14 protein-coding genes are annotated in these 18,592 nt (G+C 72.4%); 11 read left to right on the forward strand and 3 right to left on the reverse strand.

Annotated features, from left to right (window positions below):
• Positions 1-83 precede the first annotated feature (83 nt).
• Positions 84-1,199 (forward strand): cupin domain-containing protein, encoded by a 1,116-nt coding sequence (locus tag C4U44_RS32820; protein WP_103889718.1) that lies wholly within the window; start codon positions 84-86, stop codon positions 1,197-1,199.
• Between the two features lie 3 nt (positions 1,200-1,202).
• The gene (locus tag C4U44_RS32825; protein WP_103889719.1) at positions 1,203-2,975 is read left to right on the forward strand and encodes an ethanolamine ammonia-lyase reactivating factor EutA; all 1,773 of its coding nucleotides are present in this window, start codon (positions 1,203-1,205) and stop codon (positions 2,973-2,975) included.
• Between the two features lie 134 nt (positions 2,976-3,109).
• Here the strand turns inward: C4U44_RS32825 and C4U44_RS32830 are convergent, their stop codons facing one another.
• Complete coding sequence (locus C4U44_RS32830) at positions 3,110-4,396, reverse strand: NAD(P)/FAD-dependent oxidoreductase (protein ID WP_235032521.1); 1,287 nt, start codon at positions 4,394-4,396, stop codon at positions 3,110-3,112.
• 159 nt (positions 4,397-4,555) lie between these two features.
• Between C4U44_RS32830 and C4U44_RS32835 the strand changes: the two genes are divergently transcribed.
• Positions 4,556-5,560, forward strand: a complete 1,005-nt coding sequence (locus C4U44_RS32835) for a cupin domain-containing protein (RefSeq protein WP_103889721.1) — start codon at positions 4,556-4,558, stop codon at positions 5,558-5,560.
• A gap of 30 nt (positions 5,561-5,590) precedes the next feature.
• Positions 5,591-6,298, forward strand: a complete 708-nt coding sequence (locus C4U44_RS32840) for a class I SAM-dependent methyltransferase (RefSeq protein WP_103889722.1) — start codon at positions 5,591-5,593, stop codon at positions 6,296-6,298.
• 48 nt (positions 6,299-6,346) lie between these two features.
• Here the strand turns inward: C4U44_RS32840 and C4U44_RS32845 are convergent, their stop codons facing one another.
• Complete coding sequence (locus C4U44_RS32845) at positions 6,347-7,141, reverse strand: FadR/GntR family transcriptional regulator (protein ID WP_103889723.1); 795 nt, start codon at positions 7,139-7,141, stop codon at positions 6,347-6,349.
• A 336-nt stretch (positions 7,142-7,477) separates the two neighbouring features.
• Between C4U44_RS32845 and C4U44_RS32850 the strand changes: the two genes are divergently transcribed.
• From C4U44_RS32850 to C4U44_RS32865, 4 genes are all read left to right on the forward strand, one after another.
• Positions 7,478-8,581 (forward strand): ABC transporter substrate-binding protein, encoded by a 1,104-nt coding sequence (locus C4U44_RS32850; protein ID WP_160145163.1) that lies wholly within the window; start codon positions 7,478-7,480, stop codon positions 8,579-8,581.
• Positions 8,582-8,642: 61 nt separating this feature from the next.
• Positions 8,643-10,418 carry an ABC transporter permease gene (locus C4U44_RS32855; RefSeq protein ID WP_103889725.1) on the forward strand — a complete coding sequence of 592 codons (1,776 nt, stop codon included), beginning with the start codon at positions 8,643-8,645 and terminating at the stop codon, positions 10,416-10,418.
• 19 nt (positions 10,419-10,437) lie between these two features.
• On the forward strand, positions 10,438-11,634 hold the full coding sequence (locus C4U44_RS32860) for an ABC transporter ATP-binding protein (protein ID WP_103889726.1): 1,197 nt from the start codon (positions 10,438-10,440) through the stop codon (positions 11,632-11,634).
• A gap of 382 nt (positions 11,635-12,016) precedes the next feature.
• Positions 12,017-13,900 (forward strand): hypothetical protein, encoded by a 1,884-nt coding sequence (locus C4U44_RS32865; protein WP_103889727.1) that lies wholly within the window; start codon positions 12,017-12,019, stop codon positions 13,898-13,900.
• A 143-nt stretch (positions 13,901-14,043) separates the two neighbouring features.
• Here C4U44_RS32865 and C4U44_RS32870 read toward each other — a convergent pair whose 3' ends face one another.
• Complete coding sequence (locus C4U44_RS32870) at positions 14,044-15,645, reverse strand: glycosyltransferase family 39 protein (RefSeq protein ID WP_235032522.1); 1,602 nt, start codon at positions 15,643-15,645, stop codon at positions 14,044-14,046.
• A gap of 361 nt (positions 15,646-16,006) precedes the next feature.
• Between C4U44_RS32870 and C4U44_RS32875 the strand changes: the two genes are divergently transcribed.
• Genes C4U44_RS32875 through C4U44_RS32885 form a run of 3 tightly spaced genes read left to right on the forward strand, consistent with a single transcriptional unit; the run spans position 16,007 to position 18,577 of the window.
• Positions 16,007-16,441: a GntR family transcriptional regulator gene (locus C4U44_RS32875; RefSeq protein WP_103889772.1), complete on the forward strand. Its 435-nt coding sequence runs from the start codon at positions 16,007-16,009 to the stop codon at positions 16,439-16,441.
• Positions 16,428-17,486 (forward strand): ABC transporter ATP-binding protein, encoded by a 1,059-nt coding sequence (locus tag C4U44_RS32880; protein ID WP_103889728.1) that lies wholly within the window; start codon positions 16,428-16,430, stop codon positions 17,484-17,486. The genes C4U44_RS32875 and C4U44_RS32880 overlap by 14 nt, the downstream gene beginning before the upstream one ends.
• Positions 17,483-18,577 carry a cell wall protein gene (locus C4U44_RS32885; protein ID WP_235032523.1) on the forward strand — a complete coding sequence of 365 codons (1,095 nt, stop codon included), beginning with the start codon at positions 17,483-17,485 and terminating at the stop codon, positions 18,575-18,577. Before C4U44_RS32880 ends, C4U44_RS32885 begins: the two co-directional genes overlap by 4 nt.
• Positions 18,578-18,592 lie beyond the last annotated feature (15 nt).

The raw sequence follows: 18,592 nt of genomic DNA on the forward strand, positions 1-18,592 counted from the left end.
TCAGCGGCCCTCGGAAGCCGTTGACAGGCCGAAATATTTGGCCTTAGGGTCCTACCAATAGTGCTGCGAGGAAGGGCTCCGCCATGTCCGATGACGCGATCGTCAATGACACCTTCGCGGCGAAGTTCGCCACCGAGAAGGACTCCCCCTACACCAGGTGGGTCGCCGACGAGGGGCTGGACATCATCGCCGCGCACTACGTGCCGGACCTGCGCACCGTGGAGCTGAAGCCGTGGGAGCGGCGCGGCGGCCGGGGCGTGTTCATCAACCACGAGGCCAGCCGGGTCTCCAACGACTGCTACGTCTGCGAGATCCCGGCCGGCGGCGCGCTGGCGCCGCAGCGGCAGCTGTTCGAGGAGATGATCCTGGTCCTGGACGGCCACGGCTCCACCCGGGTGTGGAACGACGCGGGCGGCGAGGTCACCTTCGAGTGGGGCCCCGGCGCGCTCTTCGCCATCCCGCTCAACGCCAACCACCAGCACTTCAACGGCTCCGGCCGCACGACGGCCCGCTTCGTGGCGTCCACCAACATGCCGCCGGTGATCAATCTCTACGACGACGTGGACTTCGTCTTCGGCACGTCGAAGGACTTCCCCGGCCGCTTCAACGGCGAGCCGGACTACTTCGCGCCGAGCGGCGAGCAGAAGGGCCTGCTGCTCGACACGAACTTCGTCGCCGACGCGGTCAACCTGCCGCTGATCGAGGCGAAGGAGCGCGGCGCCGGCGGCGGGCACATCCGCTTCGCGATGGCCAAGGGCTCGATGAACAGCCACATCTCGCAGTTCCCGACCCGCACCTACAAGAAGGGCCACCGGCACGGGCCCGGCGCCCACGTCATCATCCTTTCCGGCACCGGATACAGCCTGATGTGGCCCGAGGGCGAGGAGCCCAAGCGCTACGACTGGGGGCCCGGCACCCTGATCGTGCCGCCGAACCTGTGGTTCCACCAGCACTTCAACACCGGTACCGAGCCGGGCCGTTACCTTGCCTTCAAGCACGAGGCGGTCTCCCTGCGCAACGCCCAGGGCGTGCCGAAGGCGTGGATCAGCCGGCGGATCGGCGGCGACCAGATCGACTACGCCGACGAGGCGCCCCTCGTGCGCGAGACCTTCCGCAAGGCACTCGCCGAGCACGGCGAGGAGCCCCAGATGGACGCGGCGTACGAGGCCGAGCTGGCGACCCTGCCGCCCCGGCCGTAGCCCGTGCACGCGCACAGCGGCGACGGCGCGACCGGCCAGGCGCACCCGCACCGCCACCATCACCATCACCACGGGGAGGGTGGCGCCGGCGACGGAGCCACCGACCGGCCCGGCACGGTCCACTCCGGGTACGTCCCGGACCACGACCACGAGCACGACGACGAGCCGATCGGCCCGATCGAGGACAACCCGATCTGGCAGCAGGACAACGTGGTGCTGCACAGCGTCGGCATGGACATCGGCTCCTCTGGCACCCAAGTGGTCTTCTCCCGCCTGCACATGAGGCGGGTCGGCGAGGAACTGACCAGCCGCTACGTGGTGGTGCGCCGGGAGACGGTGTACCGCTCACCGGTGGCGCTGACGCCCTACGCCGGCGCCGAGCGGATCGACGCCGGCGCGCTCGGCACGCTCGTGGACCGGGCCTACGCCGCGGCCGGGGTGGACCCCGACGACGTGGACACCGGGGTGGTCATCCTGACGGGGGAGGCGCTGCGCCGCCGCAACGCCGAGGCCATCGCCCGCGTACTGGCCGAGCGGGGCGGCGAGTTCGTCACCGCCACCGCCGGCCACCACATGGAGGCGATGCTGGCCGCCTACGGATCCGGCGCGGTCCGGACCTCATACGAGGCCGGCTCGCGCATCCTGACGGTCGACATCGGCGGCGGCACCACGAAGCTCGCGCTGCTGGAGCGGGGCAGGATCGTCCGCACCGCCGCCCTGCACGTCGGCGGGCGGCTGCTGGCCCACGACGCGCACCGGCGACTGGTCCGGCTCGAACCGGCCGGCTCCAGGCATGCCGACGCCGCGGGGGTGGAGCTCGCGCACGATGGCATGCTGACGCGCCGTCAGGCCGCGCTGGTCGCCGAGGCCATGGCCGATGCCCTGTTCGGGGCCCTGGTCCCGGCCGGGGGTCCCGGCGAGGACGCGGAGCGGTCCGGGGCCGGGTGGGTGTGGCTGACCGAGCCGCTGGGAGACCTCGGGCCGCTGGACGGGGTGGTGTTCTCCGGCGGCGTGGGGGAGTACGTCTACGACCGCGAGCCACGGGACTTCGGCGACCTCGGGCGGCTGCTCGGCCGCGCCGTGCGCCGCCGGGTGGACGCGGGCGCCCTGCCCGCGGCGCTGCTGCCGGCCGGCGAGTGCATCCGGGCCACCGCGCTCGGCGCCTCCGAGTACAGCGTCCAGTTGAGCGGCAACACCGGATGCGTCACCGCGCCCGACCGGCTGCTTCCGCGGCGCAACCTCCAGGTGGTCCGGCCGCGGATCGAGGTCGGTGAGCGGATCGACCCGGACGAGGTGGCGGCCGCGATCCGGCGGCACCTCTCCGATCTGACCCCTGCTGGAACGGGCGCCCCGGACGACACGGGCACATCGGACGGTGCGCGCGCCCCGGGCGCCGCGGACGCCGACGTCGTGCTCGCGCTGCGGTGGCGCGGGCAGCCGCGCTACGACCGGCTGATCGCGTTCGCCCGCGGCGTGCGCGACGGCCTCGCCGCCCGCACCGCCCGGGGCCGCCCGGTCTACGTGGTCCTCGACGGGGACGTGGCGATGACGCTCGGACGGCTGCTGCGGGACGAACTCGGCGTCACCGCCGACCTGCTGGTGATCGACGGGCTGACCCTGCGGGACTTCGACTACGTCGATCTCGGACGGCTGCGCCACCCCTCGAACACCGTGCCGGTCACCATCAAGTCCCTGGTGTTCACCACCGATCCGGTCCCCGCCGAACCCGGCGCCGGCATCGGACCCGGGCCCGCACCGCACGCCGCACCCGCCTGACCCGCGGCGCGTCCGGCGACCGGCCGCGACGAACGACGCGACGAACGAAGCGACGACCCCGCCTCCGCAGGCGGGGTCGTCGCTTCGTTCGTCGCGGCCGGGGACGCGGGGTCGGCGTCAGCGCGGGCGGGACGTCACAGCGCCGCCGGCGCGGAAGCGGCCGGGACGTCCGCGGAGATCAGGCTCTTCAGGGGGATCGCGGGGTCGCGGGCCAGCGCCGGATCCATGGTCGCGCCATTGGTGAGGGCCTTGCGCACCGCCATGTAGTCGGCGGGCCGGTTCACCGCGTCGGCGGCGAGCAGCCGGCCGCCCCGGTAGTAGAGCACGCAGAACCGCTCATCGGCGGGCTCACCCCGGACCACGTAGCCGTCGTGACCGCCGGACAGCCCGGCGGTCTGGAGCTTGAGATCCCCCTGGAAGGACCAGAACCAGGGCACCTGCGGGCGGGGCCGTTCCCGGCCGAGCAGGGTGGCCGCGGCGGCCTGCGCCTGGGCGACGGCGTTCTGCACCGACTCCAGGCGGACCCGGCCGCGCCCGGTCATCGGGTCGGGCTGCACCGTGCAGTCGCCGGCCGCGACCACGCCTGGCCGGCTGGTCCGGGCCCGCTCGTCGACCAGCACGCCGCCGTCGCACGCCAGCCCCAGCTGCTCGGCCAGTTCGGTGCGCGGCTGCACGCCCGCGCCGACCAGCACCAGGTCGGCCGGCAGCAGGGTGCCGTCCGCCAGCCGTACTCCGGTGACGCGGCCGGCCCGGTCGCCCTCGAACGCGGCCACCGCCGCGCCGAGCCGGACGGTGGCGCCGCGGCGTTCGTGCGCGCGGCGGTAGAAGTCGGAGACGACCGGCGCCACCGCGCGGGCCATCAGCCGGTCGGCGGCCTCCACCACCGTCACCGACGCCAGGCCCAGCGCGCGGGCCGCCGCCGCGGCCTCCAGGCCGATGAACCCGCCGCCGACCACCACCACGTGCGCCGCCGTCTCCAGCCTGCGGCGCAGGTCGGCGGCGTCGGCGTGGTCGCGCAGCGTGCAGACGCCGTCCAGCGCGGAACCGGGCAGCCGCAGCCGCCGCGGGCGCGCACCGACCGTCAACGCCAGCCGGTCGAACGCCAGATGCCGGCCGCGTGCGGTGACGGCGCAGCCCTGCCCGGGAGGACCCTCGTCCGCCAGCCGCACCGACGTGATCCGCTCGCCGCACACCAGGTCGATGCCCGAGTCACGGTAGAAGGCGGCGTTGCGCAGGGCGAGCGTGCCGAGGTCCGCGGATCCGGTCAGGAACTCCTTGGACAGCGGCGGCCGCTGGTAGGGCGGCTGCGGTTCGGCGCCGACCAGGGTGATGGGCGCGGTGTCTCCGAACTGTCTCAGTGAGACTGCCAGTTGGAGGCCGGCCTGGCTGGCGCCGACGATCAGTGTCCCGTTGCTGCCCACCGCACATCCTCTCCGTCGCGAGCTTAACGTCATACCATTATGCCATAGCCGCCGGATCGTTGACGGGCCGAGAGGTCCGTTGATATAACGGTTAGGCCATTCAGGATCAGGCCATTCACCGACGCCGACGTCGACAGTCGGCAGCACGAGGAGAGCCGCATGAGCGAGAAGAAGGGCCGGGTCTTTCTCCGGGGCATCACATCGGAGACGTACGGGCTCAAGGAGTTCCGCCGCAACCAGCTCGCGGCGCCCCGCGTGCGGGACGACTCGGTCGTGGTGGACGACGCGAAGGTCGGCCACTCCGGCGACTCCGCGGAGTCGCGCACCTGGTGGCGGATCGGCCCCGGCGACGACCCCTTCCTCACCCAGAGCCTGCAGATCCACTTCGTCGAACTGCCCCCGCACTCCTCCAACCACGGCCACGGCCACCAGAACGAGGCGGCCTTCTACATCCTCGAGGGCGCCGGCTACGAGATCCACGACGACCAGCGCTACGACTGGGCCAAGGACGACATGGTCATCGTCCACACCGACTCGGTGCACCGGCACTTCAACCCGTACGACGAGACCGCCAAGTGCCTGATCTTCAAGGCCAAGTCGATGTGGATGTACCTCGGGCTGATCCAGCAGGGCCGCAGCGCCCCGGTGGAGGACGAGGACCGCTTCGGGCCGCGCGAGGACTGGTCGCAGGTCTGGACCCCCGGCGTGGACAAGCTGCGCAAGGTCGTCAAGGTCGCCGACACCAAGTGGGAGGTCACCCCGCTGGGCCGGGTACGCACCCTGTCCGCGCCGGGCGACGACGTACGCACCTTCAGCGTCGACGCGTTCGAGCTGGCCATCCCGGCCGGCGGCCGCTCCGGCCGGCGCTGGCACATGGCGGACGAGGTGCTCTACGTCCGCTCCGGGTCCGGCTACAGCCTGCACTGGGAGGTGGAGGCGGAGATCGCCGAGAAGTACTACGCGCGGATCGCCAAGGAGCCGACCCGGCACGAGATCAAGCCCGGCGACACCCTCTACGTGCCGCACAACACGGTGGCGCAGCACTTCTCCGCCGACGGCGAGCCGCTGGTGCTGATCTCGGCGCAGAACCGCCTGTTCAAGCAGCTCGGTTACGACCAGGTCGCCTACCTGGAGAACGCGCCGGAATACGACGAGGCCGACTGACCGGCGCCGGTCCGAGCGAGGAGCGCACAGATGGCGGAGCGCAGCCGCGCGGCGGCGCAGGTGTGGAGCGACCCGCGGTTCGCGGCGGCCTGGCTGGCCGCGGACCCGGAGGGCGGGCAGGACCTGCTGGTGCTGCCGCGCCTGATCGCGGCCGAACTCGTCGCGGAGGAAGGCCCGCAGCCGCGGCTGATCGTCGATGTGGCGGGCGGCGCGGGGAAGTTCCTGGCGGTCCTGCTGGACCGCTTCCCGGAGGCGGCCGGGGTGTGGCTGGACGCCTCGCCGACCATGCTGGACCAGGCCAGGACCGAACTGGCCCGGTTCGGCGGGCGGGTGGAGTTCCGGCCGGGCGACATGACCGCACTGCGGGCGGCGGGCGTGCCCGGCGGGGCCGACGTGATCGCCACCTCGCGGGCCAGCCACCACCTCGACCGCGCCGAACTGCACGGCTTCTACCGGGAGGCCGCGGGGCTGCTGGCCCCCGGAGGATGGCTGGTCAACCTGGACCACATCGCGTCCGAACCGGCCTGGGACCGGCGGCTGCGTTCGGTGCGGCGGGCGTTCGTGCCGCCGCGGCCGGCGGCCACCGCCCACCACCACGACCGGCCGCTGCCCGGCATCGAGGACCACCTCGACGGCTACCGGGCCGCGGGCGTGGACGACGTGGACATCGCCTGGAAGGCCTTCCACACCTGCCTGTTCGCCGGCCGGACCGACCCGGCCGCGCCGGCCGGCGGCTGACCCGAACCGATCAGCGCCACCGCCCGCCCGCGGCACCCGCGGGCGGGCTCAACTCGTGGCGGGCGCGCTCTTCCGCCGGCGCGCGGGCGTCGCCGGCTCCTCCAGGCACAGCCGCGCGGCGGTACGGCTCAGGTGCTCGCGCATGATCCGCTCGCCCGTCTCGGCGTCCTGGGTGCGCACCGCCTCGATGAGCGCGCGGTGCTCCTCGACGCCGCGCCGCCCCATCTCCGGCGCGGTCTTCTGCGCTTTGGTCAGCGACATCAGCAGCGGGCCGTGGAAGGAGTGCACCAGCATCTCGAACGCGGTGTTGTGGGTGGCGGCCGCGAGCCGGGTGTGGAACTCCGCGGACAGCGCGACGTCGTACTGCCCGGTGGACAGGGCCGCCTCCTGCCGGTCGCAGATGTCGCCCAGCGCCGTGAGGTCGTCCTCGTCGGCGCTGGCGCACACCAGCGGGATGATGCCCACCTCCAGCACCAGCCGGACCTCGGTGACGTCCTGCGCGGTGACCTGCGACAGGGTGAGCAGGTCGGTGATGCCGGCGCCGACCCGGTCGCTGGTGGGCTGCGTGACGAAGGCGCCGCCGTGCGCGCCGACCCGGATCTCGACCAGGCCGCCGGCCTCCAGCACGCGCAGCGCCTCGCGCACGGTCACCCGGCTCACCCCGAAGCGCTCGCACATCTCCCGCTCGGGCGGCAGCCGGTCGCCGGGCGTCAGCTTGCCGTCGTGGATGAGCGAGCGCACCTGGTCCACGATGAGGGCCGAAATGCGGCGGTCGGTCACCGGGCTCAGCAGCCGTCCGGACCGACCGTCCTCGACCTTGGCTTCCGGGCGGCGAGGCGGCATGGGATTCCCTCCGTAGTCGTTGAGCCTCCCAGTGTACCGCCTTAGGGTATGACCAATAGGCCCGACGAGCTCGTGGCGCCCCGTCCGTCGAGCCGGCCCTCCGGCCCCGGATCGCGCCCGTGCCCGGCGCCCCTCACATCCCGTAAGCGCGCACCGTGCCCGCACCGTATCGCGCGCGGGCGGCATCGCTCCCGGCTACGCGAGTACGCCAATTATGTTCTATCTATTGCAATGGTCATACCGACAGCCCACAATGTCTCTGTTTCCGAGGGGCCTCCCGCGAAAAGTAGCTCGCTGGCCAGCGCTTTTCCGTGCCCTCCTATGGAGGATGACCACATGCAGGAAGACAGACAACGTCGTACGTGCAGGACGGCGTCGCGCCCGGCTCTGATCGCGGCGGCGGCGCTGGTGCTCTCCGCCGCGCTCACCGGCTGCGGCAGCGCGGCGATCGGCGCCACCACCAAGGTCGAACCCTCGCGCCAGCCCCAGCAGTTGCTGCCGCAGGCACTGAAGGAGGGCAAGGTGGTGTGGTACACGACCTTCGCCGACTCGGACGTGGACGACATGATCTCGGCGTTCCAGAAGGCCTATCCGGGGATCAAGGTCGAGGCGCTGCGGCTGAGCGCCGACAAGCTGCCCTCCCGGCTGGTCACCGAGCAGCGCGGCCGGAAGTTCAACGCCGACGTCATCTCGGCGGACAGCGAGCCGGTCTACCAGCTCATCAAGGTCGGCACCCTGACCCCCTACCAGGTCCCGCAGAGGCCGCCGCTCCCCGCCCAGCTGCGCGACCTCCCGGCCGGATACGGCAACGCCGTCTACATCCTGACCAGCGCCATCGCCTACAACCCCGACGGCGTCAAGGCGCAGCACCTCCAGCCGCCCACCAGTATCGAGGACCTGACCAAGCCGGCCTGGAAGGGCCGCTTCTCCATCGACCCGTCCGCGATCAACTGGTACGAGAGCCTGATCGCGTCCATGGGGCACGCCAAGGCTCTGGACCTGGTCAAGAAGCTCGGCGACAACTCGCCGCGGCTGGTGGAGAGCCACACCCAGTCGCTCACCGAGGTGCAGGCCGGCGAACCGCTCGCGTCGGTGAACGCGTACGCCTACAAGGCCGCGTCGCTGGCGAAGAAGACCCCCGGCCGGATGGCGTTCGCCAACACCGATCCCCAGCCCACGGCCGCCGCCCTCGCGGAGATCGCCCGGAACGCCCCGCACCCGTCCGCGGCCAAGCTGTTCATGGACTGGATCATGTCGGCGTCGGGCCAGGACAGCGTCGTCTCCATCACCAACCACACGTCGCTCAGCCCGAGCGCGGCCAACGACGCCAGCGTGTGGGACCCGGCGAAGTGGAAGCCCGCGTGGTCGATGCCGGTGATCACCGCGGACGCGTACGACCGCTACCTGGAGGAGTACCAGAAGGCCCTGCACGCCGTCTGAGCCCGCGCCGGCGCCCCGCTCCCTCCCCGTTCACCCATCCGACCCGAGAACGGCCACATCCATGAGCCTGATCAGCCGGTCCCGCCCAGCGCCACCTCCCACCCTGACCACGCCGCCCGCCCGCTCGACGACGAAGGGCCTGCTGAGGTGGTTCCGCGATCCGCGCAACCTGCTGCTCGCGCTGGTCGCCCTGGTCGTCGCCTACCTCGCGATCGTGCCCGCCGCCACCATGGCGGTGGCCAGTCTCCAGTCGCAGTTCCTCAGTACGGGCCCGGTGGACTGGACGTTCCGCCACTACACCGAGACGCTGGGCACCTCGGACTTCTGGACGCTGGTCGGCAACTCCTTCGCCTACGCCGGAGCCACCGCGGCGATCAGCACGGTGGTCGGTTTCGGGCTGGCCTACCTGGTCTCCCGCACCGACACCCCGGCCAAGTTCTTCGCGCAGGTCGCCGCCCTGGTGCCGCTGATCATCCCCGGCATCCTCAACACCGTCGCCTGGGCGCTGCTGTTCGCCCCGCACACCGGTGCGCTCAACGTGCTGCTGCGGGACGTCCACCTGCCGGCGTTCGACATCTACTCGCTGGCCGGCATGGTCCTGGTGCAGTCCATGCACGTCACGCCGGTCGCCTTCCTGATGGGCACCGCCGCCTTCAGCCAGATGGACTCCTCGCTGGAGGAGGCGGCGCTCGCCTCGGGCGCACCGCCCCGGCGGGTGTTCCGCACCATCACCGTCCGGCTGATCCGCCCGGCGATCATGTCCGCGGTGCTGCTGATGTTCGTGCAGACCATCTCCACCTTCGAGGTGCCGCAGCTGATCGGCGTGCCCGGGCGGAAGTTCGTCTTCGTCAGCAAGATCTACAACGCGTTGCAGGCGTTCCCCACCGACTACGGCACGGTCGGGGTGATCGGTGTGTTCATTCTCGTGGTCGCCGCGCTCGGACTGTGGCTCTCCCGCCGGCTCGGCGGCGCGGGGGCCGGCGCCCAGACCATCTCCGGCAAGGGGTTCCGGCCCACGGTCACCGAACTCGGCCGCTGGCGCTGGCTGGGCCTGGCGCTCTTCGTGCTGTTCTTCCTGGTGGCGGTCGCCCTGCCGCTGCTGATGCTGGTCTGGTCCTCGCTGCTGCCCGGTTACGAGCCGCCGTCCGTCTCCGCGCTGCACCACCTGACGCTCTCCAACTACCGGGAGATCTGGCACACCCCCGGCCTGGTGGACTCGGTACGCAACAGCCTGATCACCGCGGTCCTCGCCGGCGCGGTGGTCACCGTGATCAGCGCCCTGGTCGCCTACATCACCGTCAAGACCAAGGCCCGCGGCCGCGGACTGCTGGACGGCCTGGCCACGATCCCGCTGGCCGTGCCCAGCGTCGTCATGGGCGTCGGCATCCTGTACTGGTACCTGACCCTTCCGCTGCCGATCCACCTCTACGGCACCCTGACCATCCTGGTCATCGCCTTCGTGACCATCGGCCTGCCCTACGGGCTGCGCTACATCGTGCCCGGCATGTCGCAGATCAAGGACGAGCTGGAGGAGGCCGCCGCGGCCAGCGGGGCGAACTGGCCGCGGACCTTCTGGCGGATCTACGTGCCGCTGCTGGTGCCGTCGCTGGCCGCGGCCTTCCTCTACACCGTCATCGTCGCGTTCCGGGAGATCTCCGCGGCGATCTTCCTCTACACCCAGGGCACCCAAGTGGTGTCGGTGACGATCTACCAGCAGTGGTCCAACGGCAGCTATCCGATCGTGGCCGCGCTCGGCGTGGTCATCGTCGTCTTCCTCGCCGTGATCGTCGCCATCGTCCGCCTCCTCACCAGGAGATTCGGGCTGAACCGCCAGTGAGCACTCGAAGGAGAGTCTCGTGATCGAGGTACGCGGACTGACCAAGCGCTACCCGGGAAGGACCGTGTCGCGCAACGCCGTCGACGGTATCGACCTGGACATACCGGAAGGGAAACTGGTCACCCTGCTCGGCCCGAGCGGCTGCGGCAAGACCACCACGCTACGGCTGATCGCGGGTCTGGAACGGCCGGACGCCGGCCGGATACGGATCGGCGACCGGCTGATGTGCGCCCCCGCGGAGGGCGTCTTCGTCGGGGTGCACCAGCGGCCGATCGGCGTGGTCTTCCAGTCCTACGCGGTGTGGCCGCACATGACGGCCGTGCAGAACGTGATGTTCCCGCTGCAGTCCGGGCAGAAGCGGCTGCCGAAGGCGCAGGCCCGCAAGCGCGCCATGGAGGCACTGGACCTGGTGGGCCTGGCCGAGTTCGCCGACCGGCCCGCGCCCGCGCTGTCCGGCGGGCAACAGCAGCGGGTCTCGCTGGCCCGCGCGCTCACCCGGGAGCCGGAGGTGCTGCTGCTCGACGAACCGCTGAGCAACCTGGACGCCGGGCTGCGCGACCGGGTGCGCGACGAGATCCGGGCGGTGCAACTGAGGCTCGGCATCACCACCGTGTTCGTCACGCACGACCAGGACGAGGCGCTCGCGGTCTCCGACGAGGTGATCGTCATGGACAGCGGCCGGATCGTGGAGCGCGGGCAGGCGCAGGACATCTACCGGTGCCCGAAAGAGGAGTTCACCGCCCGGTTCATGGGTATTTCCAACAGCCTGCCCGGTACGGTACGCACCGGTGCGGGAGAGGTCGCCCCCGCGGACCCCGCCGACCCCGGGAGCCCCGCCGACCCTGCCGCCACCACGGACATCGCCGACATCGACCTCGCCCACGGCACGCTGCGCTGCGTGACCACCGGGCCGACCGCCGCCGGGGACCGGGTGAACGTCTTCATCCGGCCGGAGAGCCTGCTGCTGTCCCGCAAGGACCCCTCGGGCCGCGGCTGGAAGGGCACGGTGGAGTTCAGCATCTACCACGGCGACTGCTGGGACTACCACGTCCGGGTCGGCGACACATTGCTGCGCTCGCGGATGTACCGGGAGAAGGTCGGACTCACGCACGGCGACCCGGTGTTCGTCGTGCCCGAGCAGGACACCGCCATCGCCATTCCGGCGGCCGCATCCGAGGACGCGGCGCGGGAGAGGAGCGCGTTGGCCGCGAGGTGAGCCGGGAACTGACCTGAACCGACGGCGAGTCGGCCCGAGTCGGGCCACGGCGGGGTGGGGTGGCGGGACGCGCGAAGGGCGCTCCCGCACCCCGCCCCGCCGTCGCGCGTTCGGGACGCCCGGGGTGTGCGAGTGGTGTGACGGATGTGACCAATGTGTGCGGGCCCGGCGCCAACTCCTTGACGCTGGGGCGGGGTCGGCTGAGACTGCCTATCGGGCCGAGAGGCCCACGATCCACAGAGTGAGAGCGTTCTCTGCAACATAAATCCAAGGTCTATTCGGCAGTTGACGCCGCAAAACAGAGAGTTCACGCGCGAACGACCCCCCACAATCCGCGCAGACCCGAGCGTTCACTTCGTGAACCCGGGCGAAAGGACCCCCCATGCCCAGACCATTCCTCCCGGTCCGCACCGCGGACCACCGGCGACACGGGCCCACCCGCCGGCGCGGCTACGCCCTGCTCGGCGCCGCCACGCTGCTGATCGCCGGGTTGACCAGCCTGACCGGCGCGGCGGGCGCCGCCTCGGCGCAGCCGGCCGTCCATGGCAGCACGGCCGTCCGGCCCGCCGCCGACGCGGCGGACTGCCCGGCGCAGTCGGACACCCCCGACTTCGGGTCGAACGTCCATGTCTTCGATCCGTCGATGGGGGACACCGCGATCCAGTCCCAGCTGGACACGCAGTTCAACCAGATGAAGGACACCAACTCCGCCCAGTTCAGCGAGAACCGGGTGGCCGACCTGTTCAAGCCCGGAACGTACGGGGTGGAGGACAACGTCGGCTTCTACACCTCGGTGGCGGGGCTGGGGCAGAACCCGGACGACGTGACCATCAACGGTGACGTCACGGTGGACGCCTTCAACGCCTCCGACGCGGGCAACGCCACGCAGAACTTCTGGCGCAGCGCGGAGAACCTGGCGATCAATCCCTCCAGCGGGACGGATCGTTGGGCGGTGGCGCAGGCGGCGCCGTTCCGGCGGATCGACGTGCACGGCAACCTGGCGCTGTACCCGGCCAGTTACGGCTACGCCAGTGGCGGCTTCATCGCCGACAGCAAGGTGAGCGGTGAAGCCTCGTCGGTCTCGCAGCAGCAGTGGTACACCCGCAACAGCAATCTGGGCAGCTGGGCGGGCGGGGTGTGGAACATGGTCTTCTCCGGGGTGACGGGAGCTCCGGGCAACACCTTCCCCAACCCGCCGGAGACGACGCTGGCCACCACGCCGGTCTCCCGGGACGTGCCGTACCTGTACATCGACAGCGCCGGCAAGTACCACGTGTTCGAGCCGAGCCTGCAGACCAACTCCTCCGGTCCGAGCTGGGCCGGCGGCAGCACCGCCGGGACGTCGCTGCCGATGAGCCAGTTCTACGTGGTCAAGGCGGGTGACACCGCGGAGACGATCAACAACGCGCTGGCGGAGGGCTGCAACCTGTTCGTCACGCCGGGCGTGTACCACCTCAGCGAGACGCTGAACGTGACGCGGCCGGACACGACGATTCTGGGGATCGGCTACCCGACGTTCGTCCCGGACAACGGGGTGAACGCGATGCAGGTCGCCGACGTGGACGGCGTGCGGCTCAAGGGTCTGCTGTTCGACGCGGGAACGACCAACTCGCAGGCGCTGCTGACGGTGGGACCGTCCGGGTCCTCCGCGGACCACGCCTCGGATCCCACCACGATCCAGGACGTGTTCTTCCGGATCGGCGGTGAGAAGGCGGGCAAGGCGACGGACAGCCTGGTGGTCAACAGCAACAACACGATCATCGACCACATCTGGGCCTGGCGCGCCGACCACGGCAACTCCGGCACGGTCGGCTGGACGACCAACACCGCCGACAACGGGTTGACGGTCAACGGCAACGACGTGCTGGCCGACGGCCTGTTCGTCGAGCACTACCAGAAGTACGAGGTGGTGTGGAACGGACAGGGCGGGAAGACGATCTTCTTCCAGAACGAGAACCCGTACGACCCGCCGGACCAGGCGTCGTGGATGAGCGCGTCGGGGGTGAACGGCTACGCCGCCTACAAGGTGGGCGCGAACGTCACCTCGCACGAGGCGTGGGGACTCGGGAGTTACTGCTACTTCAACGTCAATCCCGCGGTGAACAACTACCACGCCTTCGAGGTGCCGGACACGCCCGGCGTGAAGGTCCATGACGCGCTGACCGTCTCGCTCGGTGGGGTGGGCACCATCAGCCACGTCATCAACGACACCGGAGCGGTCACCGCGTCCAACACCACACCCACCAACGTCGTCGACTACCCGTAGCCCCGAGGGCCCCCGCGGCCCGAAGAGGTGACGTCGACGGCCCGATCGCGGCCCCGGACGCCCCGCCCCCAGCGGCGGTCGCCCCGGGGCCGCACCCTTCGGTCGGCCGGCGGGCCGCGCCCGTGCTGCCGGCCCCGCGCGGGTCAACAGCCGCCCGTGCGGCGGTAGATCCGCGCACTGTCGACGACGGCGACCGGCAGGTAGGAGCGGGCCAGCAGGCGCGCCAGCGGCGGGTAGCCGGCCACCCGATACGGGGTGCCCGCGGACTCGTCGACGACCAGGCACGGGGGAGCGGCGGCGAGTTCGCGCCGGAACGCGGTCCAGGCACCCGGCACGGCGTAGCGGGCGCCCACCCGGTGCACGTCCGCCCCGCCGCTGAAGTTCGTGAGCAGCCCGGCGGTGAGGTAGCGGCTGCTCGCGGGGCGGCCGGCGAGCCAGTACTCCTCCGGATGCATGCCCCACAGGAGGACCCGCTGCCCGGGCGTGCTGTGCGCGTCCACCGCCGCCGCGACCGCGAGCGACCTCCCCATCTGCGGCGGGCTCGCCCGCCAAGCGCCCGCGGTGAACACCCCGCACACCGCCAGGGCGGCAGCCACCGCGACCGCGACGCCCCGGCTCCCGGACAGCGCGGTCGTACGGAACCGCGTCGCCGTCCCCGGCCGCGAAGCCGTGCCCGGCTCCACCTCCGGCGGCGACCCCGACCCCAACTCCGGGCGGAAACGGTTCGCACGCACCGCGCGCAGCGCCAACAGCACGAGCGGTGGCACCAGTTGCAGGAAGTAGTGGCCGTAGAAGTGGAACCCCGCGGTGACGCCCGCCGCCGAGGCGAGCAGCCACAGCCACAGGACGCGGTCGAAGCCGCTGAAGGGGCGGCGCGCGAGGAAGCGGGGCAGGAAGGGGACGAACGCGCCGAACAGGACGGCGAGCCGCAGCAGGTTGCCCGCGACGTGGCCGCACATCGCGCCGAGCGCGGCCGGCGAGTCGGCGTAGGACCCGGAGGAGAGGAACACCCAGAAGACGAAGGGACGTGTCCCGAGCAGGAGTGCGCAACCGGTCACCGGCACCAGCAGGCCCGCCGCCAAGGCCGCGCCGGACCGCAGCCGGCGCCGCCGGGGGGAGGTGAGGACCTGGACGGCCAGCGGCAGCAGCGGGGCGAGCCCCACCTGCTTGGTCAGGGTGGCGACGGCGAGGACGGCCCCGGCGGCGAGGAAGCGGCGCCGCGACCCGTAGTACATCGCCGCCGCCGTCGCCGGGAGCATGAAGATCTCGAAGGTCGCCGCCATCGCGTCGGGTGCGGGCAGCGCCGTCGACGCGGCGACCGTCAGCACCCCCGCGGGCCACGCCGCCCACGCGCCGCACTCCGCTGCCGCCAGTCGGGCGACGAACAGCGCGGTGACCGCGAGCGCCACCACCGCGCAGGCCCGCACCAGCCAGAGCGAGCCGGGTCCGGACACGGCGAAGCAGGCTTCGTACAGCCAGGGCACCAGGGGCGGTTTGCGGTCCACCACGTCGGCGTACATCCGCCCGCCGTGCCGCAGCGCGACCGCTTCGGTCGCGAGGTACCCCTCGTCGGGGCTCCAGAACGGGCGGCGGAAGGACGGGGCGCGCACGGCGAGCGCGAGCACGAGGAGGACCGCGAACCGGGCAGCCGGGCGGTGCGTCCAGCGCTGGGGCCAGCGCGTCGAACGGCGCACCCGCGCCTGCCGGTTCGGCCGCCCGGTACCCGTCTCCGCCTCCGCACCCACGCCGGTTCCGGCCGGTCGCGGGACCGGTCGTGCGGTCGGCCTCGCGGGCGGCGCAAGGGTCGTGGGCGGTGGGGAGACGGCCGGATCGGCCACGTCAACAGGCAAGGTCGGCACCGCGGTTGCTCCTGTCCGGACGGGGGCGGGCCGTACGCCGTCGAGGTGCGGCCCGCCTCTCGGATGTGTTCGGATCGGCTCGGTCCACTAGTTAACTAGTGGACCGAGTGTTGGACGGAACCGACCGCGCTGTCAACCGGCGGCGCGTCACCGGGCCCGCCAACCCGCGGTCCTTCGGCGGAGGAGGGGGCGGCCCGGCGGAATGCCCCCCGGTCCACTACTCACCTAGGGGTATGATGCGCTCGTGGTGACGTACCGGATCGAGCGGCGCAGTGGCGTGGCCGCCTACCAGCAGATCGTCCGGCAGACCAAACAGGCTCTGCGGCTGGGCCAGTTGGCCCCCGGCGACAAGCTGCCGTCAGCCGCGGAGGTGGTGGCCGCGACCGCGATCAACCCCAACACCGTGCTCAAGGCGTACCGGGAGTTGGAGAGCGAGGGGCTGGTGGAGGCCCGCCAGGGGGTCGGCACCTTCGTCCGCAGGTCGCTCGCCCAGCCCGGCGCCGCCGCCGACTCGCCGCTGCGCGACGGCCTGCGCGCCTGGATGGCCGCCGCCCGCGCCGCGGACCTCGGCCGGGAGGACGTCGCGGCCCTGCTGACCGCTGCCCTCGACGAGTCCTTCCCGCGCGCCGCCGACGCCCGGCTGCCCGGCGCCGGGACGCACCGCACCCATGAGCACGACTAGTGGCGCGGCCGGGGCGCCCCCGGCCGGCTCCGACCCGCCCGCGCTGGAAGCGCGGGGTCTGGGCATACGCAACCGCGACGGGTGGGCGCTGCGCAGCTGCGACTTCCGGGTCCCGCGTGGCGCGGTCGCCGGACTGGTCGGCCCGAACGGCGACGGCAAGAGCTCCCTGCTCGCGGTCGCCGCCGGGCTGCGCGCGCCCACCGAAGGCACGTTGCGGGTCCTCGGCCACCGGCCCGGGACGTCCCCGGTCCTGCCCCGCGTCGCCCTGCTCCTGCAGGACCGGCCGCTGCACGCGGCGTTCACCGTCGCCGAGACGCTGCGGTACGGCCGCGAGATGAACCCCGCCTGGGACGACGCCACCGCGCGCTCCGTCGTGGCCGGCGCCGACGTGCCGCTGCGGGCCAAGGTCGGCCATCTCTCCGGCGGCCAGCGCACCTGCGTCGCCCTCGCACTCGCCCTCGGCAAGCGCCCCGACGTGCTGCTGCTCGACGAGCCGATGGCCGACCTCGACCCGCTGCGCCGGCACGCCATGATGGCGGCGCTGATGACCGTCAACGCCGAGCACGGCACCACCGTGGTGATGTCCTCGCACATCCTCGCCGAGCTGGACCTCGTCTGCGACTACGTGCTGCTGCTCGCGCACGGGCGGATGCTGGTCGCCGACGACGTGGAGTTCGTCCAGGCGGCACACACCCTGGTCACCCACACCCTCGACGGGCAGGACCCGCCCGGCTCCGGCGCGGCGTACGGGCGGCGGACCGGCGCTGCCGAGGGCGACCCGGGCGGGTCCCTGCCGGACGAGCTGCTCGGCCACACCGTCGTCGAGGCCCGCACCACCGGCCGGCAGCTCACCGCGATGATCCAGCTGCCCACCTCCCTCGACGGCGCCGGCGCGGCCGAGCCGCCGACCCTGGAGGAGATCCTCCTCGCCTACCTGCGCAACCCCGAGGCGCCGCCGCTGCTCGCGCCGGCCGACGAACCGGCCGCGGGCGCCACGGCCCGGCCGCTCCTCCCGCGCGGGCAGGACGCGGAGTCCGACCGGTGAGCGCGCTCGCCCGCTACGTGGCCTGGCCGCCCCGCGAGGAACGCCCCGCCCTGCTGCCCTTCCCCCTGCCCCAGGTGGCCGGCCCGGCCTGGGCGGCCTGGCGGCGGCACCGCGCCGCCTACCGCACGGTCATCGCCCTCGCGCTCGTGTGCGGGCTGTGGGCGCTGTGGGAGCACCACCAACTCCTCGCCGGCGTGCACCACTACGCCGACGCCTGCCGCAAGGTGCGCCAGTCCTGCGACCCGAGCGGCGACCAGAGCGGCGGCGCCCACCAGCCGGCCCCGCCCCGCGTCCCGGTCGTCGTGCACACGCTGTTCGACATGGCGCCGTCCGTACTGCGCTTCCTTCCCCTCGTCGTCGGCGCGCTGCTCGGCGGACCGCTGTTCGGCCAGGAGCTGGAGGCGGGCACCCACCGGCTGGCCTGGGTCCAGTCCGTGGGCCGCCGCGAATGGGTGGCGGTCAAACTCGCGGTCGCGACCGGTGTCACCGCCTTCGGGGCGGTCGTGCTCACCGCGCCGGTCAGCTGGTGGTGGTACGCCAGCTGGCGCGGCCACGGCCGGCCGGGCCTCGACGGCTACGCCTGGCGCGCGGTGACCTGGTGGAACGACTGGGACTTCTTCGCCTACACCGGCCCCGTGGGCGTCGCCCACCTCCTGCTCGCGCTCATGATCGGCGCCGTCACCGGTCTGCTCGTCCGCCGTACCCTGCCGGCGGTCGCGGTGTCGGCGGGCCTGTGCGAGGCCGTGCTCTTCGGCCTGGGCCGGCTGCGGTCCCACCTGCTGACGCCGTACGTCCTGCGGCACGGGTACGGCCAGTTGGCGCCGAGCCAGCCGCGCGACGCGTGGTACCTCGGCGGCGGCTACGTGCGGGCCGACGGGTCGCTCACCACCAAGGACCCCTGCGCCGGGCCGGGCGTCAAGGACATCATGACGTGCCTGCGGCAGCACCACGTCGTCGGGCAGTACGACAGCGACTTCCGCATGAGCCAGTTCGTCCCGCTCCAGCTGATCGAGACCGCGATCTGCCTCTCCGCGGCCGCCGCGCTGGCCGCCTTCTGCCTCTGGTACGTCCCCCGCGTCACGGCCCGTTGAGCCGCGAACGGTCGC

The sequence above is a fragment of the Actinacidiphila yanglinensis genome (assembly GCF_900107965.1).
Lineage (GTDB): Bacteria > Actinomycetota > Actinomycetes > Streptomycetales > Streptomycetaceae > Actinacidiphila > Actinacidiphila yanglinensis.